18 protein-coding genes and 1 pseudogene are annotated in these 25,708 nt (G+C 29.9%); 14 read left to right on the top strand and 5 right to left on the bottom strand.

Translation table 11 applies throughout. The features are described 5' to 3' along the window. Window positions 1–62 precede the first annotated feature (62 nt). The 4 genes from DY168_RS04400 (at window position 63) to DY168_RS04415 (ending at window position 4,602) form a co-directional block, all read left to right on the top strand. Window positions 63–806 carry a hypothetical protein gene (locus DY168_RS04400; RefSeq protein ID WP_115640659.1) on the top strand — a complete coding sequence of 248 codons (744 nt, stop codon included), beginning with the start codon at window positions 63–65 and terminating at the stop codon, window positions 804–806. A gap of 125 nt (window positions 807–931) precedes the next feature. Continuing rightward, on the top strand, window positions 932–2,377 hold the full coding sequence (locus DY168_RS04405; protein WP_115640660.1) for a DEAD/DEAH box helicase: 1,446 nt from the start codon (window positions 932–934) through the stop codon (window positions 2,375–2,377). 191 nt (window positions 2,378–2,568) lie between these two features. Beyond that, window positions 2,569–3,957 (top strand): aspartate ammonia-lyase, encoded by a 1,389-nt coding sequence (locus DY168_RS04410; protein WP_115640661.1) that lies wholly within the window; start codon window positions 2,569–2,571, stop codon window positions 3,955–3,957. Between the two features lie 189 nt (window positions 3,958–4,146). After that, window positions 4,147–4,602, top strand: a complete 456-nt coding sequence (locus DY168_RS04415; protein WP_115640662.1) for a hypothetical protein — start codon at window positions 4,147–4,149, stop codon at window positions 4,600–4,602. A 305-nt stretch (window positions 4,603–4,907) separates the two neighbouring features. Here the strand turns inward: DY168_RS04415 and DY168_RS04420 are convergent, their stop codons facing one another. The 5 genes and pseudogenes from DY168_RS04420 to DY168_RS04440 all read right to left on the bottom strand — a co-directional run bounded on the left by DY168_RS04420 (window position 4,908) and on the right by DY168_RS04440 (window position 12,025). After that, window positions 4,908–5,747 carry a CvfB family protein gene (locus DY168_RS04420; RefSeq protein ID WP_115640663.1) on the bottom strand — a complete coding sequence of 280 codons (840 nt, stop codon included), beginning with the start codon at window positions 5,745–5,747 and terminating at the stop codon, window positions 4,908–4,910. A 730-nt stretch (window positions 5,748–6,477) separates the two neighbouring features. Beyond that, window positions 6,478–6,651: pseudogene (locus DY168_RS14930) on the bottom strand (diguanylate cyclase); the annotation flags it as partial. Window positions 6,652–6,764: 113 nt separating this feature from the next. Beyond that, window positions 6,765–8,561, bottom strand: a complete 1,797-nt coding sequence (locus DY168_RS04430; RefSeq protein ID WP_115640664.1) for an ABC transporter ATP-binding protein — start codon at window positions 8,559–8,561, stop codon at window positions 6,765–6,767. After that, a complete protein-coding gene (locus DY168_RS04435; protein ID WP_242984053.1) occupies window positions 8,562–10,385 on the bottom strand; it encodes an ABC transporter ATP-binding protein in 1,824 nt (607 codons plus the stop codon). A 524-nt stretch (window positions 10,386–10,909) separates the two neighbouring features. Then, on the bottom strand, window positions 10,910–12,025 hold the full coding sequence (locus DY168_RS04440; protein ID WP_172556265.1) for a radical SAM/SPASM domain-containing protein: 1,116 nt from the start codon (window positions 12,023–12,025) through the stop codon (window positions 10,910–10,912). Between the two features lie 1,310 nt (window positions 12,026–13,335). On the opposite strand from DY168_RS04440, the gene DY168_RS04445 reads away from it, so the two are divergent. The 10 genes from DY168_RS04445 (at window position 13,336) to DY168_RS04490 (ending at window position 25,708) form a co-directional block, all read left to right on the top strand. Further along, the gene (locus DY168_RS04445) at window positions 13,336–15,525 is read left to right on the top strand and encodes a DNA topoisomerase III (protein WP_115640666.1); all 2,190 of its coding nucleotides are present in this window, start codon (window positions 13,336–13,338) and stop codon (window positions 15,523–15,525) included. 169 nt (window positions 15,526–15,694) lie between these two features. After that, window positions 15,695–16,981, top strand: a complete 1,287-nt coding sequence (locus DY168_RS04450; protein WP_341458779.1) for a glycoside hydrolase family 18 protein — start codon at window positions 15,695–15,697, stop codon at window positions 16,979–16,981. A 328-nt stretch (window positions 16,982–17,309) separates the two neighbouring features. Then, complete coding sequence (locus DY168_RS04455; protein WP_115640668.1) at window positions 17,310–18,113, top strand: HAD family hydrolase; 804 nt, start codon at window positions 17,310–17,312, stop codon at window positions 18,111–18,113. A 44-nt stretch (window positions 18,114–18,157) separates the two neighbouring features. Next, window positions 18,158–18,772 carry a copper homeostasis protein CutC gene (locus DY168_RS04460; protein ID WP_115640669.1) on the top strand — a complete coding sequence of 205 codons (615 nt, stop codon included), beginning with the start codon at window positions 18,158–18,160 and terminating at the stop codon, window positions 18,770–18,772. 272 nt (window positions 18,773–19,044) lie between these two features. Then, window positions 19,045–20,073 carry a LacI family DNA-binding transcriptional regulator gene (locus DY168_RS04465; RefSeq protein WP_115640670.1) on the top strand — a complete coding sequence of 343 codons (1,029 nt, stop codon included), beginning with the start codon at window positions 19,045–19,047 and terminating at the stop codon, window positions 20,071–20,073. Between the two features lie 147 nt (window positions 20,074–20,220). Then, window positions 20,221–21,393, top strand: coding sequence for a phosphopentomutase (locus DY168_RS04470; RefSeq protein WP_115640671.1), 1,173 nt, complete (start codon window positions 20,221–20,223; stop codon window positions 21,391–21,393). A 99-nt stretch (window positions 21,394–21,492) separates the two neighbouring features. After that, window positions 21,493–22,311 (top strand): purine-nucleoside phosphorylase, encoded by an 819-nt coding sequence (locus DY168_RS04475; protein ID WP_115640672.1) that lies wholly within the window; start codon window positions 21,493–21,495, stop codon window positions 22,309–22,311. Between the two features lie 19 nt (window positions 22,312–22,330). After that, entirely contained in the window at window positions 22,331–23,656 is a 1,326-nt protein-coding gene (locus DY168_RS04480; RefSeq protein ID WP_115640673.1) for a pyrimidine-nucleoside phosphorylase, read from the top strand. Between the two features lie 101 nt (window positions 23,657–23,757). After that, on the top strand, window positions 23,758–24,519 hold the full coding sequence (locus DY168_RS04485; RefSeq protein ID WP_172556266.1) for a YdcF family protein: 762 nt from the start codon (window positions 23,758–23,760) through the stop codon (window positions 24,517–24,519). A gap of 262 nt (window positions 24,520–24,781) precedes the next feature. Then, the gene (locus DY168_RS04490; RefSeq protein ID WP_207658374.1) at window positions 24,782–25,708 is read left to right on the top strand and encodes an ROK family protein; all 927 of its coding nucleotides are present in this window, start codon (window positions 24,782–24,784) and stop codon (window positions 25,706–25,708) included.

The raw sequence follows: 25,708 nt of genomic DNA on the forward strand, positions 1-25,708 counted from the left end.
AAGATTTACTAAAATTCTAAGATTTATATCTTAGAATTTTTTTTTGAGATATGGAGGGGGACATGCTTACTATAGAGCAGTTAAAAACTATTGAACAAACACCAGATGAAGGTGATATTTCCTTAAAGTTACTAGCAAATTTTTACGAAGTATACATATCTAATAGAATTTATGAATTACAAATGGAAGATGGAACAATACTTATTTTTTCGGCAGAAAATAGACATTTTCCACATATTATTGGTTTACATAAATTTACAGATAAAAGAAAGGAACATAAAAACAGATTATTACATTATAATAAGCAGTTAAAGTGCCAAAAAGGCTTTGAAAATATCAAAAGTTCTAGAATAACTTTAGAAGATTTAAAAAATGTTGGCACTAAGTCAAAGACATATAAGAGGTACAAGAAAAGAATTTTAAATTTCCCTTTTTCATATCAGCTGTTAAGAGAAAGTAAATTTCTATCATACGATAAAGATGAAGTTGAAAAGGATACACGTATAAATGGAAACTATATCTTTGTAAATGATATTAATAATGATAAATTGCATTTTTTCTTTATAGATTGTTACAATAATTTAATGGAAGAAGAGAGTTCAGAAACCGATGCGGAAGATCTAGTAGTTCCTATAACATTTATTGTTACAAAAAAGAGTGATTTTAATTTTGTGGCTAATCAAGGTATATTGAAAATTAGAAAAGTTATTATTAAAGATTTGGATAAGTCCACTATATTAGAAGAATATGATTACGGTGATATGAGCGAGTGTGTAGTTAGAAAGAATAACAAAAGTAATTCATAAAATTAAATATTAAAAATAAGGAGCATGATGATTTTATAATTATCATGCTCCTTATTTAGATAGATTATTAGATGATTATATATTATAATGTAAATCTATAAAAGTATGTATGGAGTTGAAGGATTATGGAAAAAATAAAATTCGAAGAGTTAGGTATAAGTGAAGAGGTATTAAAATCCTTAAGTAAATTAGGATTTGAGAACCCTTCTGATGTTCAAAGTATGGTCATTCCTGTTGCTTTACAGGATAAAGATATAATAGTTAAGGCGCAAACTGGAAGTGGAAAAACAGCAGCTTTTGCTATTCCATTTTGTGAAAAGATAGAATTAGAAGAAAGAAAACCACAGGTTTTAGTTCTTGCACCAACAAGAGAACTAGCACTTCAGGTGAAACAAGATATTACAGATATAGGCAGGTTTAAGAGGATAAGAGCTGTTGCTATATTTGGAAAGCAGCCTATGAACGGTCAAAAGATAGAATTAAAACAAAGAGTTCACGTAATTGTAGGTACGCCAGGTAGGACATTTGATCATATTGAAAGAGGTAATATAGATTTAAGTGGTATAAAGTATTTAGTTATAGATGAAGCGGATGAAATGCTTAATATGGGCTTTATAGACCAAGTAGAATCTATAATAAGGCTTTTACCAAAAAGTAGGGTAACTATGCTATTTTCTGCAACAATAGAAGGAAAAATAGAAAAGTTATGTAATAAGCATATGATAGATCCAGTTAAAATCGAAGTTACACCTAAAAGTATAACAACGGATGATGTAGAGCAAATTTATTATGAAGTAGAATATAATAAAAAGTCAGATCTTTTAAAGAAGATTATATATACGGAACTGCCAGAAAGTTCTATTATATTTTGTAATACAAAAGAAACTGTAAATGGACTAATTCAAGATATGAAGGACCAGGGTCATTCTTGTGATGCTCTTCATGGTGGTATGGAACAAAAAGATAGACTAAGTGCTATGGAAAGATTTAAAAGAGGAGAATTTAGATTTTTAGTTGCTACAGATGTAGCTGCAAGAGGCATAAGTGTTGATGGAATAAGTCATGTAATTAATTATGATGTTCCAAGAGAAAAAGAAAGTTATGTGCATAGAATTGGTAGAACAGGTAGGGCTGGAAATAAGGGTAAGTCAATTACATTTATTACTCCTACCGAGTATAAGTATTTAGATATGGTTCAAGATTATATAGACTTTAGAATCCCAAGAGGTGACATTCCTTCAAAAGAAAAAGTAGAAGAAGGAAAAAAAATATATGAAGACAAGATAAAGTTTAAACCTAAATTAAAGATTAATAAAAATGCACAGCTAAATAAAGAAATAACTAAGATTCATATAAATGCAGGAAAGAAAAAGAAGATAAGGGCTTTAGATATTGTAGGTACTATTATTAGTATTGAAGATATAACTGCGGAAGACATTGGAATTATTGATATCCAAGAGGGATTCTCTTATGTAGATATACTTCATGGAAAAGGCTATTTTGTTTTAGAGGCATTAAAGGATAAGACTATTAAAGGTAAGAAGGTAAGGGTTCAAAGGGCTAGTAAATAGTTAAGAATTCATAGATATTTGCAAGGTGAGTATCGCAAGATAGAGAAAGGTTGCTTTAAAATGAAAGAATAATTGCAATTAAACTTGAACTTACTTAATGAAAAGGATATAATAAGGATGATGAAGGTTTTCATTCATTTCAATGAATATAAATGACATGAAAAAATTTAATTCATCTGGGGGTAAGTTTAATGAAATTTAGAATAGAAAGTGATTCTATAGGATCAAGGGATGTGCCTAAGGATGCATATTATGGAGTACAAAGCTTAAGGGCTAAAGAAAACTTTAAAATAACAGGACTTATGTTAAATGAAGAATTTATAAAAGGCCTTGCTGAAACTAAAAAAGCAGCAGCTTTAGTTAATGGATCAATTGGTCTTTTAGATGAAAAGATTGAAAAGGCATTGGTGAAAGCCTGTGATGAAATAATAGATGGGAAACTACATGACCAATTTATAGTAGATCCAATTCAAGGAGGAGCTGGAACCTCTTCTAATATGAATATTAATGAAGTAATCTCAAATAGAGCTATAGAAATTTTAGGTGGGGAAAAGGGTGATTACAAGATAGTACATCCAAACGACCATGCAAACATGGGTCAATCCACTAATGATATAATACCAACTGCAGGTAAGCTAGCCATCTTAAGACTTATGGATAAGGCATCGAATCAGTTAAATAAATTAAATGAAGCTTTAGTACAAAAGTCTAAAGAGTTTGATGATGTTATAAAAATGGGAAGAACTCAAATGCAAGATGCCGTACCTATTAGACTTGGGCAAGAATTTAATGCATATAGTTCTTTAGTAAAAAGAAATATATCAAGAATTAATAATGTTAAAGAGCACTTGAAAGTTATCAATATGGGTGGAACTGCTATTGGTACTGGAATAAATGCAGATAAAAGGTACTTTTCAAAAATAGTTCCTAAATTAAGTGAAGTAACAAAAATAGATCTTGTTCAAGCAGAAGATTTAGTAGATGCAACACAAAATTTAGACATATTTGTTGAGGTATCCTCAGTAATTAAAACCTGCGCTGTAGGTCTTTCTAAAATGTCTAATGATTTAAGACTTATGTCTTCAGGACCTAGAACTGGATTTGGAGAAATAAATCTTCCTCCAAAGCAAAATGGTTCATCTATAATGCCAGGAAAAGTGAACCCTGTAATACCAGAAGTTATGAATCAAGTAGCTTTTAATATAATAGGAAATGATGTAACTATAACTATGGCAGCAGAAGCAGGGCAATTAGAACTTAATGCCTTTGAACCGGTTATATTTTATAACCTATTTCAATCTATAGAAACATTAACAAGTGGAGTAGACACCTTTACAGAGAATTGTATAAAAGGAATTACTGCAAATGAAGAAAGATGTAAAGGCTTAGTAGAAAATAGTGTGGGAATAATTACAGCAATATGTCCAAGCGTAGGATATAAGGTAGCTTCAAATGTTGCTAAAACTGCTCTTAAAACAGGGGAATCTGTAATAGATATAATACTTAGAGAAGGCATCTTAAAAGAATCAGAACTAGGCAAGATACTTCATCCAAGAACTATGACAGAGCCTGGAATTTAATAAAGATATATTTTAAGTAACCTAATATATATATATTAGATAAAGATTGTACTTTAATGTGCAATCTTTATTTTTTGTATAAAAAGATTTTATACTGTAACAAGATTCGACATTAATGAATACATTATAGTAGGGGTAAAACCCAAAGCTTAAGTATAGAAAATAATATACTATGAAGAGGTGTTTTGTATGAGTAAAATTTGTAATATGGCAATGTTAGGTGACCAATGTGACAGCGCAAATATTGATACCAATAGATGTTGTAGATTGTTTATAAGGAAATTCTCATTCTTTGAAGGTGAGGGCGCTGGTAACTGTGGAGAGGATATACTGCCAAGAGCCGGAAACGATATAGGGTTTTCTATAGTTTTTGGAAATTATGGAGAAGTTCCATATAACCCAGGGAATAATCCTACTGTAAGAGATAGACTGGTTGTACCATCAGGGTTAAGCTTAAGAGTAGAGGATCTTTCTAGAGAGTCAGGATATGAGTTATATAGCCAAGAATTAGGAAGAGCTTTAGTTGTAGGTGATGTGCTTACCTCTGGGACTTATAACTTTACAGTAACAAAGGGTGGGAAAAATAACTTTATAATAGGACCTAACTCAGTTGTTGGAATATCTATGTTGTTTAGAATACTATAATATAAAACTTAAAGTTTATTTAAGTGCCTTCCTATTATCGTAGATAATAAATAAGCTAAAGTATATAAATACAATTAAGAAAGATTATAGCTGAAAAACAATAGAAAAACTTGTGTAAGGAAATAGAGATAATAAAGTAAGATACATTAAGGAATGAAAATAGATATATATCTAATGAAGATGATATATTATAAACTAATGAATACGTTAATGTACAAAGAGTAATATATTAAAAGAATAAAAAAGGAAGCACTTAGCTTAAGACCACTGAAATATATTTCAGTGGTCTTTTTAATGATTCTTTTTTACTTTAGAGTTGTTCCATTTATGTCCTGAGTTATTAAAGATTTTTTCATAAGACCGCCTAAAGCATTTTTAAAATGATTTTTGCTTACATTGAATTCTTTATAGATCTTTTCTGATGGGGTTTTGTCATTAAAAGTCATAAATCCATCATGATCGTTTAAATATTCTAAGATAGTTTGTTGTAGCTCATCTACTTCTAGTTTAGCAATTTTTCTTGGAGTTAAACCGAGCTTTTGGTCTTCGTATATTTTTATTACAGTTAAATCAAGGATTTCACCATGATTTAGCTCAGTAAAATATTCATTTCTTAGTATAACGCCATTATACATATTATCCACAGCTACCATTGCGGAATTATTAGTTTGGAATCCGTAGACTGTTGCTTTTACATTATCCCCTATTTTATAAGTGGATTCTGTAGAGAGATATCTTTCAACGTTTGTAGTTGCAGCTATTCTACCTGTTTTATCTAAATATATATAAAATAGATAGTAGGAATCGTTTTGTAATGGATATAACTTTTCTTTTAGAGGAACAAATATATCCTTTTCTAAACCAAAGTCTACAAAACTTCCTATAGTAGTTGTAGAAACTACTTTAAGGTAAGCTAAATCCCCTACTTTTGCTAATGGCTTTTTTAGAGTAGCTATAATTCTATCATCTGAATCACGATATATAAATGCATCTACCTCATCCCCAGAAGCTAGTTTTAATCCAAGGGCACTTTTATTTGGTAGTAATATGTCATCAGAAGTATCGTTAGTACCGGCATCTAAATAGAATCCGAAGTTAGTATTTCTTGATACTTTTAATTGGTTAAATTCGCCTATTTTAATCAAAATTATTACCTCACTTTATTATATGTATTATATTTTAATGTTATTTTTAATTTTAACATAATTAATTGCATTTGTATTATGAAATCTATAAAGTTTTACAAATAAAAAAACTATCAATACTCTTAACTTAGCACTGATAGCGTTCCATTATATTACTCTTCTAGAGATTCTGCTAGACATTCGTCGATAACGTCTTTTGTGATTATAAATTCTTTATTCATTTAAATACCTCCTATAATTGCTTATAAAAAGATTACAAGATAGACATACTGTAAGAAAGTAATTAATACAAAATTTCAACAATATTTTTGAATTAGGGATTTTATGAGAAAGTTAAAATGAGGGTCTTAAGACTTGATTTTTTACTTTTTCTAACTCTAATATTTGAAATAACTTTTATTTTGTAATTGGGTCTTGGAACCAATTTATAAGATATGATTTATCTTAACTTTATTAGTATATATCATTTTTAAGATAAAAGCAAGTTATATTTTAAAAAGACAGAGATTTCGCATTAAAATCCCAGTGAAAATTTTACTCTTACTGTAATTGTCACCTATTACATTCATTAAGATATATGGGAATGCAACAGGCAGATAGGTCGCAAAATGGCTATAAATTCCCCTTCCCAAAGTAGATAGTGTTAATACTATCTACTTATGAAAAGAGGTGATAAAATTCTAAAGGCTTATAAATTCAGACTATATCCAAATGAAGTTGATAGCCTAGAACTGGTAAATAGTTGAGGCACAACATTCATCCCTTTATTATTTTCATGTAACACATCCCTTGGTTCTTTAGTTTTAAGACTTCTACCTTTATTTGTTACTATAAAAGGTGTAAAGTGTTTATCAATGTTATGAAAAGGTTTATCATAAGAATTTATATATATGTATACTGTAATTCCTTACATTGGAGCTAAATAATATTTCAAAACCTTAACTTTATTGATTAACGTTGTTGCTCTTCCATTATTACAGAGGCCCCCAGCTTATAAGGTTTTCACCATAATTTCACTTATGTATAATATTGTGCCTGGGCACTATACATAACCTCATATTGACTTCCTGTTTTTTTAATTAATTCATTATGAGTTCCACACTGAATAATCTCACCCTTATCAAACACAGCTATTCTATCGCAGAATCTACAGCTTGATAGCCTATGAGAAATATATATGGTAGTTTTATCACCAATTAGTTTATTAAAACTGCTATAAATTTCAAATTCTGAGATTGGATCTAATGCCGCAGTAGGTTCATCAAGTACTACTATAGGACCATTTTTATATATTGCCCTAGCCATTGCAAGTTTTTGCGATTGCCCTCCTGAGAACTCAATACCATCCTTATCAAAGGATTTATACATAGAGGTATGTATTCCTTTGTCTAGCTTTGAAACAGCTTTTCCCAATCCGCATTTTTCAAGAACCTGAAGTATTTCCTCGTCCTTAGCAGTTTCATGCTGGTCTAGAGCGATATTTTCCTTAATAGAAAATGCCATAAGCTTGTAATCCTGAAAAACTACTGATAAAAGTTTCATATAATCGTCATAGAGATATTCCTTTATATTTACTCCATTAAGGAGTATTTCACCCTCTGTAGGCTCATATAGTCTTGTTAAAAGCTTTATAAATGTAGTTTTACCTGCACCGTTTAGACCTACAACAGACAGCTTTTCACCATTACTTATGGTAATACACACATTCTTCAATGTATAGTTTGCACTTCTAGGGTATTTAAAGGATACATTTTTAAATTTAATTATGCAAGAATTAATATTCTTAATCTTTTTTCCATCTATACTTCTACAAGATTCTATCTGTTCAAATTCAAGATATAAATCTAAATATCTGCACATCTGTCTAAATTCTATAAAGGTTTTAAAAAAATCAGATATGGAAGTACTGAATTTGTTAGTAGCGCTTATATACATTGTGAAATTACCTATACCAATACTATCCTTTAACACTTTATAAGTCATATAAGCATAAATAACTATCATTTGAATTTGCATATTAACTTCATTTAATCCATTATATTTACCCATTAATTTAAATATTTTTTCAAATCCATTAATACTTTCTTTATGATAAGCTTTAATTTTCCCCATAATAAGTGGGTGGATATTATATAATCTCACATCTTTACCCATAGAAAAATCCGAAGTTATCTTCGAATAATATCCAAATTTCCTATTAAGAGGTATTAAACTCCCATAAAATTCATACTGCGCTACTTGAGATTTCTTGTATAAAAAAGAATTTAGTAAAACTATTACTAAAATTATAAAAACTATAAGTAAATTCAAGGTAGATATTACTGCTAAAAGCGCTATTATAGTAATAAATCCAGAAATCGAATCCACTATACACCTTATCATACGTTCTAAAACTTGTTGATTGCGCAAAGGAAATATAGCCTTATCTTTTAAGTTTAAAACCTCTGGATCTTCAATTTTTTCAAAATCCATATTCATTATATTTTTACCTACAAGCAAATCAAAGCCATTTAGCACTTCCATATTTTTCATATCTACTAATGTATCTAGCCATCTATTAATAAGATTCAGTATAGCATTTGCTATTACAATTATGGCAACTAACATAATAAATACTTCTGTTCTTTTCTTATCAAGAAGCTCATCTATAATAAATTTAGGCATAATGATGTTAATAAAAGGAGTTATTGCTTTAAATATGGATGACATAAATAAAATAGGAATATACTTTTTAGATATTTTAGAAGATAACTTTAAAAAATGCATCATAACTACAAAATCCTTTTTGAATCCCTTTATTCTGTCAAATTTCATTTATAAAACCTCCTTTAAGACATCTTCTTTATAATAATGTGCTTGTACATTAAACATTTTTGCATATCTACCATTTTTCTTTAAAAGTTCATCATGAGTGCCGTATTCTTTAATTTCTCCATCCTCAAAAAATGCTATAACATCACAAAATCGTGTACTTGCAAGTCTATGCGAAATATAGATTGCGGTTTTGTCACCTATCATTTCATCAAAACCCTTGTAAATATTGTATTCTGCAATTGGATCAAGTGCCGCAGTGGGTTCATCAAGTACAATAATATCCCCTTCTTTATACAATGCACGTGCTAGGGCCAGTTTTTGATTTTCTCCTCCTGAGAATTCTATTCCAGTTTCATCAAGTATCTTTAAAACACTTGTATCAATACCTTTTTCAAGGGAATTAATTTTCTCACTCATTCCTGATTTATCAATACATTTAATAACCTTTTCAAGGTGAATATTATCCTCCTCTGACAGTGCAATATTTTCAGCCACTGAAAATGCAAGCATTTTTATCTCCTGAAATACAATTGAAAACTGCTTATAATATTCCTCTTTATCAAAGTCAGCAATAGTTACACCATTTAATAATATTTCTCCCCCTGTGGGGTCATAAAGTCTTGTCAAAAGCTTTACAAAGGTAGTTTTACCTGCCCCATTTACTCCTACTATGGCAAGGCGCTGACCAGCTTTTATTTTTAATGATAAATTCTTAAAAATAAAATTTTTGCTATTTGGATATTTGAAAGAAATATTTTTAAGTTCAATTTCATAAGGTGTCTTATTGGGAATAGGTTTTATATTTTGACTTATATTTTCATCATCAAGTTCTAAATAATCACGATAATCATTTATATACAAGTTCTGAGCTCGAATGTGTGCCAGGTCAGTCATGATTTTCTGCATCCAGGCTGCAAAGCCTCCTATTGTTGCAAAATACATGGTGAAGTCTCCAATTCCCATACCTTTATCTACTACTCTAAAAATTAGATAACCATAAATTAAACCTTCTCTTAGTAAAAGAAGAACTACATCAATTGCTGAAACAGTAAAATATTTATATTTTATTTTTGTATTTATTTTAACCCTATCATCCTTAAATTCTTGAAACTTCTTTGAAAGCCAATTGCTAAAGCCATATATTCTTATGTCTTTGCCATAGGAAAAATCATACATTATATTATAAATGTAATTTGATTTCCTGTTAGATTCAGATATTTCATCTTTTTTACTGTGTTCATATTTTTTAACTCTTAACGTCAAAAAGTATGTAATTATAACATTAGCAATAAGGTATATAAGTATTAAAGGATTTAGTGCGGCAACGATGGCAACATATCCTATAAAAGCAATGCCGCTTCCTATCAAAGAAAAAAGCTTGTGAAATACACCTTCTATTCCATCATCATTGTTATTAACTGCTCTCCATGCACTTTCCATATCATTTAAAGTTTTGGGATTTTCCGTATGTTTAAAATCCATTGTCATGCTTTTTTTTTGCATTATAGATATAAATTCAAATCTTATTTTAACCATTTTAGGGTAATATACCCCACTTAAATAAGCTATTGAATACTTTATAATCACTGATAAAATAAAGAATGTAGATAAAATTATTAGTAAAACCTCTATTCTTTTTGAACTCATTAATTCATCTATTAAAAATTTAGGCGCAAGTATACCTATAAAAGGCGACACTGCTGTTAAAATTGTATATAATCCAAAATATACAAACAAACCTTTGTCAAAGGTCCATGCATTTTTAACTAAAAAAACAATATTCGTCATAAGACTTCTTTTATCTTTTTCTTTAATTCTCCCCAAAATAATTCTCCCTCAATCTCTTTGTTTAATTTTAAAAGTGAAGTGACAGTAGTCTAACTCATATCATTCTATCCCTTGTATTTTTAAGTTGACATGTAGAGAAATAGCCTTCTTGTATGTAATAAACTATATAAAAGTAGTAGCAGATATAGGAATATAGGTAGCAATGAAACAGTAATCTACTATAAGAGTATAATCATAACTAAATCTAACATGTACACAGTAGGTGTTTTAGAATACCAATTATTTAATCTGAACGTTGAAAAATATAGCTGGCGATGACTTATAAAGAATTAATGTGTCATCACTAGCTACATTTTATCAATGGTGCAACGATTCTTTAAAACCTTAATCCATTTTTTACAAGATTATAGCCATTCATGACCCATCTAACATTCTATCAAATGCAAGTTCGATTAAAAAAGCTGTTTGAGTTATTGATGTATAAATGGATGTAGCTTAACCAAATCTTCTTTATCATCAATACTAGGTATCATAGTTTTCTGTTAGCTAAATCTTTGTTTCTATTTTAATATATATTTAAACTGTTTATCATTATAAACATGAAGTTTCATTCTATCTTGTAATGATAATCCTGCGGTTTTAGTACACTTACCTTTATTTCTAAACCTAGTAAACACACAAGTACCCATACACATAGGTAGTTCAACGCAATCATTACATATTTCAGTATCAAAAGGGTCTACACTATAAAAGTTATAATATAATTCTTTATTAGTCACTTTAATACGCCCATCGAAATCTAAGTTCCCAAAAAAATTACCTTCTTCTGCAGCAAGTGAGCAAAAGGTTAATTTTCCATCAGGATATATTGTTACTGCATTGGGAGTTGCTGCTTCACATTTAATTAATCTATTTGAACTATCATTAAAAGAAAATCCATTATCTATAGCCTTTTTATATAATAAATAAAAGTTTAGATTCTCTTTTTGTTGAAATAAATTGCTTGCTTGAAAATTTACATCTTTTTTATAAATATCAGGTATTATATTAAATAAGTTTGAAATATCTTCATAATTATCCTCATCTATATTTACTCTTAATGTTAATTTAATATTATTTTTCAGGATATTAACACAATTATTTTTTACTTTTTCATAAGTTCCTTCACCATTTTGTAGACATCTTTTTTTATCATGATATTCCTTAGTACCATCTAAAGTAATTTGTGCATTAGTAATATTTAAGTCTTTTAATTTTTTTATGTTTTTAGCATTTAATAGATATCCATTAGTTATAATTTTTGCTTCATATAAGCAATTGTTGTTATTACATATATTTTTAAACGTATCTGTAAGGCGCTTTATTTTGTCAAATTCTAACAATGGTTCGCCACCAAACCAAGCAACTTGAATTTTATTTTCTTCACTGCTCTTTTTCTCAACTAATTTGATTATGCGATTCATTATTTCTTCGTTAAAGCTTCCAGTTTTATGTTCTTCATAACAATAACTACATCTAAAGTTACAGTTAAGAGTTGGATTTAAAATTATATGAAATACATTATTATTAAATTTATATTGGTTATATAAAAATTTTAATTGATTTAATTCAATATATTCATTGGGTATTATTGAACCTACAGTTGCTAATTTTTTTAAATAATCAGTTTCCTCCAAATTGAAAGTTTCCTTTTCTAAATTAGTTAATAAACTATCCACCAAGTGTTTATCTTCATTATTTACAATATAACTTTAACTTTAATATGGTGATTATTGTTCCTCTGTTGTGCCTTTACAAGCACAATTATTACCAGCAACCTCAACATCTGAAAAATTTACTTCTAATTCTTCAAATATTTTTTGTAAATTTAAATCCATCATATGAACACCTCCTTTCTATGCATTATTAAACAATTAATTGCATTACTGTATAATTCGTTAAATTAATCCGCTTTCCTTTAATATATTTGCTGATATGTTAGAATTAACAACTTATTCACAACTTTTAAATATACTATTAAATTGATGCTGACTAATGAGAAATACTCTGAAAATGTTTTATTAGGAAAAACATACTGTGAAGATTATCCAAATAATGAACGTCGTGTTAATAATGATGAAAGTGAAAAATATATTTCATTATTTTAATGGAGGCGTAAGCTAAAATCACAACAGGAATACTAAAATGAAAACCGATCCCCTGGCCAATGTCATAAAGTTACTCATCAATATTTTTACAAAAAGTAATTTTATCCGATGGCTACCATCCGTAACACCCTTATCCTCTTCAAGGCATGGTATGACGGCTTCTACGCCTCTGGATAAGTGCTTCTAAGACTCAGATGGAGAGATGTATTATTTATAAGCAAACCCCACCTGAGTCTAAGAATCACTTGATAGAAAGGTTCAGGGAAAACTATGGACTTTCCCCAAAATTACTATTATTAATAAAGCTAAATCCATAATTTTAAATATGGCAAATAAACCTTCACTACATATAATAGAAAATTTTCCAAATAGACATGTAAGTGTATTTTTATAGAGCTCTTTTTTATTTATTCTATTTACCTTTTTTATTAGTCTCTCATAAAACTATTATAAAAGGGATGCTTTTATTATGCGAAATTTTCCCTTATAAATTCCAGCAAAAATCGGAATCAACACATTTCTTAATAACTACTCATAAATCATTATAAATCAACGGGCTATCGCCCTAGAAAATTTTCAAGTGCTAAACTTCTGTAAAAGATAAACTAATTAAATTATGAAATAATAATAAGTTATGGAATTGGAAGATTATCTACGTTAAAAATGGAAATATAAAATAACATGGAAGTGTAATTTATGTTATTATTAATTTATAAGTAGGTATCTTAAAAGAGATAAATGTTATAGAAAAAACTAGAAAGTTGTACTAGAAAGTTATTTTTATATAGATATCTAAAAATATCTTTAATTTATAGAACTATTTTGAGAGGACTGTTAATATGAGTAAAACATTGGTATTAGCCGAGAAACCTTCAGTTGGAAGGGAACTTGCTAGAGTTTTAAAATGTAATAAAAAGGGTAATGGATATTTAGAAGGAGAAAAGTATATAGTAACTTGGGCATTAGGGCATTTAGTTACCCTAGCAGACCCGGAAGTTTATGATGATAAATATAAAGAGTGGAAACTAGAGACTTTACCTATGCTTCCAAAAGAATTAAAGCTTGTAGTTATAAAGCAATCAGGAAAGCAATTCGCAGCTGTAAAGTCACAAATAACAAGAAAAGATGTAAATGAAATTATAATAGCTACAGATGCTGGACGTGAAGGAGAGCTTGTAGCAAGGTGGATAATAGAGAAAGCAAATGTTAAAAAACCTATGAAAAGACTTTGGATATCTTCACAAACTGATAAAGCTATAATAGAAGGATTTAGAAATTTAAAACCTTCATCTAATTATGATAATTTATATAAGGCAGCGCAATGTAGGTCTGAAGCAGATTGGGTTGTAGGGTTAAATGTTACTAGAGCGCTTACTTGTAAACATAATGCCCAACTAACAGCAGGAAGAGTTCAATCTGCAACTCTTGCAATGATAGTTAATCGTGAGGAAGAAATAAGAACATTTAGACCAAAGGATTACTATGTAATTAATGCTAAGGCAAAAGGATTTAATCTTCAATGGAAAGATAAAAACAATAATAGTAGTGTTTTTGAAGAAAGTATAGTTAATAAGGTACTTTCATCAACTAAGGGTAAAGAAGGGAATGTTGTAGCTGTTACTGAAACGGCTAAAAAACAATATGCACCACTTCTTTATGATTTAACTGAGCTTCAAAGAGATGCTAATAGAATATTTGGATATTCAGCAAAGCAAACTTTATCTATAATGCAAAGGTTATATGAAAATTTTAAGGTGTTAACTTATCCTAGAACAGATTCAAGATATGTATCTACAGATATAGTAGCTACACTTCCAGATCGTTTAAAGGCAATTTCAGTAGGCAGCTATAGAGCACTTGCAACTGAAATATTAAATGGAAAGATAAATGCTAATAAAAGTTTTGTAGATAATAGCAAGGTAAGTGATCACCATGCTATAATTCCTACAGAAGAAAGAGGAAACATAGCTCTTTTAAGTAGTGAGGAACGTCGTGTTTATGATTTAGTAGTTAAAAGATTCTTGTCCGTTATGCTTCCGCCTTATGAATATCTACAAACTACTGTAACAGCGGATATTAATGGTGAGACCTTTGTTGCAAGGGGTAATGTAATTAAGTCTAAGGGTTGGAAAAAGGTATATGATAAAGTTGATGAATTAGCAGAAGATGAAGATGAAAAGGACAGCCAAGTGCTGCCAATAGTTAAAAAAGGAGATAAATTAAATATAACATCAGTAGAAAGTAGAAAGCTTAAGACCAAGGCACCGGCAAGATTTAATGAAGGTACACTGCTGTCAGCCATGGAAAAACCGCAAAAGTATGTAAGTGTAGATAAGGTTTCAGCAAAAACCTTAGGGGAAACTGGCGGAATTGGAACAGTTGCCACAAGAGCAGATATTATAGAAAAACTATATAATTCATTTTATATGGAGAAAAGCGGCAAAGAAATAATACCTACATCTAAAGGTAAACAACTTATAGAACTTGTGCCGGAAGATTTAAAGTCACCATTATTAACAGCGCAGTGGGAACTTGAATTGGACCTTATAAGTAAGGGGAAAAAGGATCCAAAGGTATTTACAGATAATATGAGAAGATATGCTACAGAGCTAGTTTCAGATGTTAAAGGAAGTAGCGATAAATTTAAGCATGATAATCTTACAGGGAAAAAGTGCACTGAATGCGGTAAGTACATGCTTGAAGTAAAAGGTAAGTATGGAATAATGAATGTATGTCAAGATAGAGCCTGCGGACATAGAGAAAATGTAAGCAAAATTACTAATGCAAGATGTCCTGACTGTAAGAGAAAGTTAGAACTAAGAGGTCAAGGTGAAGGACAAATTTATATATGTGCCAATAAAAACTGTAACTTTAGAGAAAAAGCTTCTCAATTTAATAAGAGATTTGATAATAAGAATGATAAGGCAAATAAAAAAGAAGTATCAAATATAATGAAAAAGATGAATAAGGAAGCAAATGAGCCTATAAATAATCCATTTGCAGCCCTTGGAGATTTGTTTAAGAAGTAAAAGTAAAATATAAAATATATTGATTTTTAAGAATCTATATACTAATTGTAAAAAACATCATTTATAAAACACCACATTGGATAAACCTTTTGTGGTGTTTTTATTATAAAAAGGGTCAAACAAGCTTAAGGTGGAATATATTGATTATTGAAGTATTTATAGGAAGTGTGTGTTGTTGAAAATTTATGTAGTAATGCCTGGAGATTCATTATGGTCCATAGCAAAAGAGTTCCAATCAGATGTAGATAGTATAGCAAAGTATAATGGTCTAAACATACAAGAAAATTTAGTTATAGGTCAAAGTTTATTGATCCCTTCAAAGGAAATTCAATATAAGGTCATGGATGGAGATAGCCTTTGGTCCATTGGAAGAGAATTCGGTGTTTCTGTAGAGAGCATAATAGAATTAAATAATTTAAGTAATGATAATTTAGTACCAGGTGAAGTTCTTAGGATACCAGAAATGGCAAAACTTTATGGAAGTATCCAAGTTAATGGATATATACAACCAACTAATGTTGAAAAAGAAACAAGGATTTTAGATGAATCTATTAATTATTTAACTTATGTTTCACCTTTTAGTTATGATGTAAATGATGATGGTACATTGAAGCCTATAAATGATGAAAATATAATTGAAATAGCCTTAAAAAACCGTGTAGCACCTATGATGTCAGTAACTAATATATCAGGTGATAATTTCGATACATCTTTAGTGGATACAATACTTAATGATGAAAGTCTTCAGCAAAAGCTTATAGATAATATTCTTAATATACTAAAGGCTAAATCTTATTATGGAGTTATAATTGATTTTGAGAGAATATCACCTGTAAATAGAGAAAAATATAATAATCTTTTAAGAAAAGTTGTTAGTGCTTTGCATCCTAAATATTTAGTGGCTACAGCTCTAGCACCTAAGACCTTTGATATAATTACGGGGGCTTGGCACGGAGCTCACGATTATAAATCTCATGGAGAAATAGTGGATTTTGTTATTATAATGACCTATGAGTGGGGATGGTCTGGAGGTGAGCCTATGGCTGTTGCACCTATAAATGAAGTGGAAAAGGTAATAAGATATGCAGTTTCTGTTATACCAGAAAATAAGATAATGATGGGTATACCTAACTATGGATACGATTGGACTTTACCTTATACTCCAGGTGCTGAGTTTGCTAGAGCTATTGGAAATGAAGAGGCTATAGGGATAGCTAGAAAAAATGGAGCTAATATTAATTTCGATGAAAAGAGCCAAAGTCCGTTCTTTAATTACTATGATCAAAATGGGAGAGCTCACGTAGTTTGGTTTGAAGATGCAAGAAGTATAGAAAGTAAATTAAAATTAGTTAATAAGTATGGTATAAGAGGAATAAGTTACTGGGTATTATCAAAGCCTTTTACACAAAACTTTAAGCTTCTCGATAATATGGTTAATATAGAAAATATTATATAAAAGGTGAAGTTTCATGAGTAAATTATCTTTATGGATGAATGATTTATAAAAAATATTTTATAAATGCAAGCCTACTCGTAAGGGGTGGGCTTTTTTACATAAGGTTACCTTACAATTTAAACTAAGGAAGGTAATTAGATAATAGTTATTATCAAGTCTTATTTAATCCATAAATATGTTATACTTTTAATGTGATTATTAAATATAAAACTTAACAATCATAAATAGAAGTTTTGTGAAGGTAATAAACCTTTGTTTTATATGAGTAATTTAAATTGTTAATATAATAATATAAAAAACAATACAAGGTTTTTTAGAGGAGGATAATATGATAAAACTTATAGTAACGGATATGGATGGAACATTTTTAGATACTAAGGGCAAAATAAACGAAGAATTTTATGAATTAATTGAGGAATTAAATAAAAGGGGAATATATTTTGCTGTAGCTAGTGGAAGGATATATTCTACCTTAAATGAATGCTTTAAAAGGGTTAAAGATGATATGATTCTTATAGGTAACAATGGTGCAGGAATACAATTTAACCATAATGGAGAAGTTTTATATGAGGGTACACTAAATAAAGATGAGGTTATACACATGGCTGAAGCTTTAGACGAAGAAGGAATAGAAGTTATAGTTTCAGATAGTCATAAAGTTTATGTTAAAGAGCCATCAAATGAATTAATAAGGGTTATTAATTACGATGAAGCACCTTCTGTCATACTTAATGATTTTAAAGATTTAGATGAAGATATACATATACAAAAATTAAGTTATATTCAGCATATAGGTATTCAAAAAAGTTTTTCCGAAAAGATCCATGGTAAATATAATGAGGGTTATCATGTGGCAGTATCAGGAAACTGCTGGATGGATGTTACTAATATAAAAAGTAGTAAAGGAAATGCAATTACTCTAGTTCAACAAAGGCTCGGCATAACAAAAGAGGAAACTCTGGTTTTTGGAGATTACTATAACGACTTAACTATGTTTGATAAGGCTTATTATAGCTATGCTATGAAAAATGCTCCTGATGATGTGAAAAGCCATGCAAGCTTTGTAACTAAATATGAAAATAGTGAAAATGGTGTTATTAGAACTATTAAAGAATTATTAGATATTAGATAAATATGGTATTAAATAAATATATTATATTTTAAGGTGGGATATTTATGGAGTTAAAACTAGAATGTTGTGTTGGAAACTTTAGTGATGCAAAAATAGCAGATACATTAGGGGTGCATAGAATAGAACTATGTGACAATCTTTTAGAAGGAGGAACAACCCCTAGTTTAGGTACAATTTTAATGGCAAAGGAAAAACTAAATTCTGATATTATGGTTATTATAAGGCCAAGAGGTGGAAACTTTAATTATAGTAAGGATGAATTTGAAATAATGAAAAAAGATATAATTTACTGCAAAGAAGCTAGTGTAAGTGGAGTCGTATTAGGGATTTTAGATGATGAAAATAATATTGATATTAATAGAACAAAAGAACTAGTAGATATGGCAAGGCCTATGGAAATAACATTTCATATGGCTTTTGATGAGATAAAAGATAAAAAGACTGCTATAGATAATTTGATAAAACTTGGAGTAAATAGGATTCTTACAAAGGGCGGAGCAAAGGATGCTTTTGAAGGAAGAGATTGTATAAGGGAACTTATAAATTATTCGAAAGATAGGATAATTATAATGCCTGGTGGAGGAGTGAATAAGGATAATTATAATGAATTAGTAAATTATACTGGAGCCGTAGAGGTTCATGGAAGCAAAATCGTATAGCTATTTATGTGATTTATCTAAAATTTTACAAAATGTATATAAGAAGATTTAAAATAAATGTAAAAGTTATAGTATGTACTTGAATTAAATGAGAAAATAGGTTATTATTATTACGTGAAAGCGGTAACATTGATAAAGGTGGTTTAGGGAAAATGCTCCTGTTTAAGTTATATATTTAAAGAGGTTGGAGTAGCATTTGATCAAAATATGTAATGTTTATTTATTTTGATATCGTATTCAAAGTCTGCACTAAAGTATAAGGGAGGATTAATATGGCCATTACAATAAGTGATATAGCACAAAAGGCAGGAGTATCATTAGCTACTGTATCTAGAGTGCTAAATGATTCAGGGTATGTAAAAGAGGAAACTAGGATCAGAGTACAAAAGGTTATAAAAGATCTAAATTATACTCCGAGTGCCATAGCAAGAAGCTTATCTAAAAATAAGACTAATACCATAGGAGTTATAGTTCCGGATATTGTTAACCCATTCTTTGGAGAGGTTATTAAGGGTATAACAGAAGTTGCAGAGAAAAGCGGACTTAATATAATATTATGTAATACTGATGAAAGCAAAGAAAAAGAGTTAAGAGCTTTGAAGATTTTAACAGAACAAAGGATACAAGGAATAATAATAGCGCCAACCTCAGCAGAAGACGAATTTAATAGTGAATATCTTAAAACCTTAGAAAATATGGGTATACCAATAGTTTTAGTAGATGGCAATGTAAAGTATACAACATTTAATGGTGTTTTTGTTGATAATATAAAAGGAGCTTACGAAGCTACAGAAGCGCTTATAAAAGAAGGCCATAGAAAAATAGGTGTAATAACAGGACGTATGAATTCTAAACCCGCAAAGGATAGATACTTAGGGTATCAAAAAGCATTACTAATGAATAATATACCATTAGAAGATAGGTACACATTTTATGGAGATTATAAAGAGGAAACTGCCTATAAAATAACTAAAAATATAATGAAAATGAAGGACAGGCCTACAGCATTATTTGTCTGTAGTAACATGACAACGCTTGGTTCTCTTAAGGCAATATATGAAGAAAAGATAAATATTCCAGAGGACATTTCATTAGTGGCCTTTGATAAAGTTGAGATATTAAATATACTTGGATTTAATATAAGCTATGTAAATGGACCATCAGTAGAGATGGGTAAACTTGGTATGCAAATGCTTGTAGATATATTGAATAACAAAAACAAGAATGAAATAAGAAGAATTACATTATTGCCTAATCTAGTGCTAAAGGGATCGGAAAAATATAAGATTAAGCAAAAGTAATAACAATGAGCTATATAAAAAAGGTTATGTTTAAGGTTTTTAAAAAGGTATTTTGAAAACCTTAAACTGATTTTATAAATATAAGATAGGCGAAAGCGCTTACAAAGATACAATATATTTATTGAAAATTTAAGGAGGATACTTAAAATGATAGAAAGAGTTATATGGGTTGTTTTAGATAGTGTAGGAATAGGAGCTTTACCAGATGCAAATAAATATGGTGATGAGGGATCTAATACACTAGGAAATGTATCAAAGTCAGTAGGAGGACTTAAAATACCTAATATGGAGAGATTAGGACTTGGGAATATAGATGGAATTAAGGGAACAAAATATAATGAAAATCCTATAGGTTGTTACGGTAAGTTTGAAGAAATGTCTAATGGAAAGGATACAACTACTGGTCACTGGGAAATGGCAGGAGTTTACTTACAAGAAGCATTTCCAACCTATCCAAATGGTTTTCCAAGTGATATAGTTGAAGAATTTGAAAGATTAACTGGGAGAAGTATTATAGGAAACAAACCAGCCTCTGGTACAGCTATTCTTGAAGAATTAGGTGAAGAACATATAAACACAGGGAAGGTTATAGTGTACACATCAGCTGATAGTGTATTTCAAATAGCTGCACATGAAGATATAGTTCCATTAGATGAATTATATAATATGTGTGAAATAGCAAGAAATATTTTAAAAGATGAACATGCAGTAGCAAGAGTTATAGCAAGGCCTTTCACTGGAGATGCTACTAACTTTGTACGCACATCTAACAGAAGAGATTTTTCTTTATTGCCACCTCATGATACAATACTTGATATACTAAAAAATAATGGATTAAATGTTATGGCAGTAGGTAAAATTGAAGATATATTTTGTAAAAAGGGTGTTACTGAAGCAGTACACACAAAAGATAACATGGATGGTATAGATAAGACTTTGGAATATATGAAAACTGATAAAAAGGGATTGATATATACAAACCTTGTTGACTTTGACATGAAATGGGGTCATAGGAATGATTTTGTATCCTATGGAAAGGGTCTAGAGGAATTTGATAATAGACTTTTAGACATACTAAATGAAATGAAGGACAGCGATGTTCTATTTATAACCGCAGATCATGGATGTGATCCTACTGTACCTGGAACAGATCATACAAGAGAATATATACCATTTTTAGCTTATGGAAAAGAGTTAAAAGAAAATGTTAACATGGGAACAAAAAAAGGATTTTATCATATGGGTCAAACTATTGCGGACATTTTCAATGTGGAGAAGGTTAAAAATGGAGAAAGCTTTTTAAAACAAATAATTAAGTAGTAAGATATGTTAAAAAGGTTTAAGTGAAGAATAGACATAGGTTCACAAGCTTTTAAAGATATTTTAATAATAAACAATAAAAATTAGGAGGTTTTGTTAATGGAATTAATGGCAAAATTAAATGAGGCAGCAGACTATATAAAAGGGAAAAGTAAGTATAAACCAGAGGTAGCTATAATCTTAGGATCTGGACTTGGTGCTATAGCAGATAAAATAGAAGAGGCTGAAAGCTATTCATACAAGGATATACCACACTTTCCAGTATCTACTGTACAAGGTCACGAAGGAAGACTTGTTATAGGTAAACTTCAAGGGAAGATAGTTCTAGCGATGCAAGGAAGATTTCATTATTATGAAGGTTATGATATGAAAGATGTTACTTTTCCAGTAAGAGTTATGAAACTATTAGGGATAGAAAAACTTATAGTTACTAATGCCGCTGGATCTGTAAACACAGAATTTGAGCCAGGTAATTTAATGCTTATAAAAGATCATATAAACTTTTCAGGATCAAATCCACTTATAGGAAAGAATTTAGATGAGTTTGGAGCAAGATTCCCTGATATGTCTAATCCTTATGATAAAGATTTAAGAAATAAGGTTAAGGAAATAGCTAAATCTATTAATATTGATCTTAAAGAAGGGGTATACACATTATTTAGTGGTCCTACCTATGAAACGCCAGCAGAAGTTAAAATGGCTAGAATACTTGGGTCAGATGCTGTTGGGATGTCAACTGTGCCAGAAGTTATTATTGCAAACCATAGTGGTATGAAGGTAATAGGAGTATCTTGCTTAACTAATATGGCATCAGGGATATTAGATCAACCATTAAATCATCAAGAAGTAATGGAAACCTCAGCTATGGCTAGAGAAAAGTTCATTAATTTAATGGAAAATATAATAAAAAATCTGTAAGAGGGTAGGGTGATAAATTATGAGAATGTACGATATTATAACAAAAAAAAGAAATGGTGAAGAATTAACTAAAGAAGAGATAAGATTTTTTGTAGAGGGGTATACTAAGGGAGAAATTCCTGATTACCAAGTTTCAGCATTCATGATGGCTATATACTTCCAAAAGATGAATATGACTGAGACATCAGAACTTACTATGGCTATGGTGGATAGTGGAGAAACTATTGATCTGTCTAAAATAAAGGGTATTAAAGTTGATAAACATAGCACAGGAGGAGTAGGAGATACTACTACACTAATAGTAGGGCCTATGGTAGCAGCAGCTGGAGTTCCTGTGGCTAAGATGTCAGGAAGAGGTCTTGGTCATACAGGAGGAACTATAGACAAATTAGAATCATTTCCAGGGTTTTCAGTAGAGATGTCTATAGAAGAATTTATGGCTAATGTTAATGATAAAAAGATAGCAATAGCTGGTCAAACAGCAAACCTTGCTCCAGCAGATAAAAAGCTTTATGCTTTGCGTGATGTTACAGGTACTGTAGATAATATGTCACTTATTGCAGGAAGTATTATGAGTAAGAAAATAGCTTCAGGCGCAGATGCTATAGTTTTGGATATTAAAACTGGTAGTGGTGCCTTTATGAAAGATGAAGATAGTGCATTTGAATTGGCAGATGAAATGGTAAAGATAGGTACGCATGTAGGGAGAAATACTATAGGTGTAATAACTGATATGGATCAACCCTTAGGCTTTGCAGTAGGTAATGCTTTAGAGGTTATGGAAGCTATAGAAACATTAAAGGGACATGGACCAGAGGACTTAACAGAATTATGCTTAACATTAGGGGCTCACATGTTAGTTTTAGGAGAAAAGGCTACTGATTACGAAAGTGCAAGAGAAACCCTTAAAGAGGTAATAAAATCTGGTAAAGCCTTACAAAAACTTAAAGAGTTAGTTGAGTCTCAAGGTGGAGATGCAAGGTTTGTGGATAATCCGGAATTATTCGAAACACCTTCTATAATAAAGCCTGTATTTGCAAAAGAAGAGGGATATATAAAAGCTATAAAGGCAGATGACATTGGTATAGCAGCTTTAGTTTTAGGAGCTGGAAGAGAAACAAAAGAAAGCATCTTAGATTTATCCGTAGGAATAATGCTTCATAAGAAAATAGGGGACTTTGTAAAAAAAGGTGAAGCTATAGCAACTATATATGCAAATGATGAGGGAAAGAAATTACAATCTGAAGAAAAGATAATTAAAGCTTATACAATAGTTTCAGAAAGTATTGAAAAGAAAAAGCTTATAAAAGGGATAGTTACAAAAGATGGAATAACCAAGTTTTAACATAACTTTTTAAAAGTAAATTCGTATATATAAAGGATTAGTCTTAAATTTAAAATTAAGACTAATCCTTTATTTTATAAGATATGGAAGGGATAAACTATATGAGTAAGATTATAAATTTAATTTTAATGGTAATTGGTACAATGCTTCTAATTTATGGAATAGTATTAAGTTTTTCGATAAATAGTATTTCTAGAATAATAATAATGGTAGGTGGGATTGCGATAATAACAAGTGTTTTGAAATTTATTTTAAAACGATATGAAAAGATAAAGTATTTTCAATACATAGATATAATAATAAATATGGTAGTAATATTTGTATTAACCTCAGTAATTATTGTTGAAGTAGCTATAGTTAGAGAAGGAACTGTGAAAAACAAGGAAAGTACAGATTATATATTAGTTTTAGGAGCAGGATTATGGGGAGATGTACCTTCGGATACGTTAGTTAGAAGACTAGATGGAGCAATTGAAATTTCAAATATTAATGATAATAGTTTAATTGTAGTTTCAGGAGGACAAGGGTTTGGAGAAACTGTTACAGAAGCTGACGCTATGGAAAGATACCTTCTTTCTAAGGGAATGGATAAAGATAGAATACTTAGAGAAGAAAGAGCAACTAATACTAGCGAAAATATAATATTTTCTAAAGAAATTATGGACAATACATGGACAAGCAAAGAAAAATACAATGTTACAATAATAACCAATAACTTCCACTGCTTTAGAGCAAAGTTTCTATCAAAGAGGGCTGGAATTAATTCATTAACTTATTCTGTAGATGTGAAAAAGGCAATAAAGCCTGCTTACTTCATTAGAGAATATTTTGCTGTTATTAAGTCTTATTTTGTTGATAGATAAATATAAGTTATAAGTAAAAGTATCTTATAAAAGTTTTTTAATAAAATTAGGACTATTACCTTTAAAGTGGTGATGGTCCTAATTATATATATAAATAAAGATAAGATTAATATTTGTAGATTTAAATAAAAAGTTTAAATTTAATTAATAAGCTTATTTTAAATAAGAATTTATACTATAATAATGAGTAATACAAGTAATTTAAATAATTAAATAATTAAATAATTAAATTGTTATATTAGAATTAACTTAGGAGGAAATTATGAAGAATATAGCTTGTTTTGATGTAGGGGGAACATTTATAAAGTATGCTTTAATAAATGAAGAAGGTAATATTATATTTAAAGATAAGATGGTGACACCTAAAAAAAGGTGCAATGAAACTATACCAAGAGAAATGGTAAGGATAATAAAAAGTTTTCAAATGGGACATAATGTAGATAAGGTAGGTATAAGTACAGCAGGTCAAGTAGACTCTAAAAAGGGAGAAATAGTATTTGCTTCTGGTAACTTACCAAACTATACCGGAACTAAATTATCAGAGTATATTAAAAATGATTTAGGTTTAGATACTTTCGTAGAAAATGATGTGAATGCAGCAGCAATTGGAGAGATGTGGAAGGGAGCTGGACAGGACAAAGAAAATTTCGTCTGTGTAACCTTAGGTACCGGCATTGGTGGTGCAATAATTATAAATGGAAGATTATATAAAGGAGCTGCTGGGGGAGCAGGAGAAGTAGGGCATACTATTTTAAATGAACATGGGGAAAAGTGCAATTGTGGGGGTAGTGGATGTTATGAAAGATATGCATCTACATCCTCATTCATAAGGCAGTATAAAGAAAGAGCCATTTTAGAGAAGATTCATGTGGACAAGGACATAGATGGTGAAAGAATAATGAAGTTAGTACATAATGGGGATGCTATTGCTTTAGAGGTGTATGATAACTTTTTAAATCATGTTGTAAGCGGTCTTATTGGCATAACGTATGTGTTGGATCCTGGTACTATAATTATAGGTGGAGGCATATCAGCTGAAGGGGAAGAATTCTTTAAAGCCTTAAATTATAAGTTTAAAAATGAAGCTATGAGTTCATATGGAAACCATACAAAAATTATACCGGCGACTTTACAAAATGATGCTGGCGTATATGGAGCTTGTTATATAGCTCTAAATGAAATGTTGTAA

It is taken from the genome of Clostridium putrefaciens (assembly GCF_900461105.1).
Taxonomy (GTDB): Bacteria; Bacillota; Clostridia; order Clostridiales; family Clostridiaceae; genus Clostridium_L; species Clostridium_L putrefaciens.

Coding starts and splice junctions, on each gene's coding strand:
- DY168_RS04410 (WP_115640661.1), top strand. CDS start 2,569: ATGAAATTTAGAATAGAAAGTGATTCTATAGGATCAAGGGATGTGCCT.
- DY168_RS04470 (WP_115640671.1), top strand. CDS start 20,221: ATGATAGAAAGAGTTATATGGGTTGTTTTAGATAGTGTAGGAATAGGA.
- DY168_RS04460 (WP_115640669.1), top strand. CDS start 18,158: ATGGAGTTAAAACTAGAATGTTGTGTTGGAAACTTTAGTGATGCAAAA.
- DY168_RS04490 (WP_207658374.1), top strand. CDS start 24,782: ATGAAGAATATAGCTTGTTTTGATGTAGGGGGAACATTTATAAAGTAT.
- DY168_RS04415 (WP_115640662.1), top strand. CDS start 4,147: ATGAGTAAAATTTGTAATATGGCAATGTTAGGTGACCAATGTGACAGC.
- DY168_RS04400 (WP_115640659.1), top strand. CDS start 63: ATGCTTACTATAGAGCAGTTAAAAACTATTGAACAAACACCAGATGAA.
- DY168_RS04465 (WP_115640670.1), top strand. CDS start 19,045: ATGGCCATTACAATAAGTGATATAGCACAAAAGGCAGGAGTATCATTA.
- DY168_RS04455 (WP_115640668.1), top strand. CDS start 17,310: ATGATAAAACTTATAGTAACGGATATGGATGGAACATTTTTAGATACT.
- DY168_RS04475 (WP_115640672.1), top strand. CDS start 21,493: ATGGAATTAATGGCAAAATTAAATGAGGCAGCAGACTATATAAAAGGG.
- DY168_RS04405 (WP_115640660.1), top strand. CDS start 932: ATGGAAAAAATAAAATTCGAAGAGTTAGGTATAAGTGAAGAGGTATTA.
- DY168_RS04480 (WP_115640673.1), top strand. CDS start 22,331: ATGAGAATGTACGATATTATAACAAAAAAAAGAAATGGTGAAGAATTA.
- DY168_RS04485 (WP_172556266.1), top strand. CDS start 23,758: ATGAGTAAGATTATAAATTTAATTTTAATGGTAATTGGTACAATGCTT.
- DY168_RS04445 (WP_115640666.1), top strand. CDS start 13,336: ATGAGTAAAACATTGGTATTAGCCGAGAAACCTTCAGTTGGAAGGGAA.
- DY168_RS04430 (WP_115640664.1), bottom strand. CDS start 8,561: ATGAAATTTGACAGAATAAAGGGATTCAAAAAGGATTTTGTAGTTATG.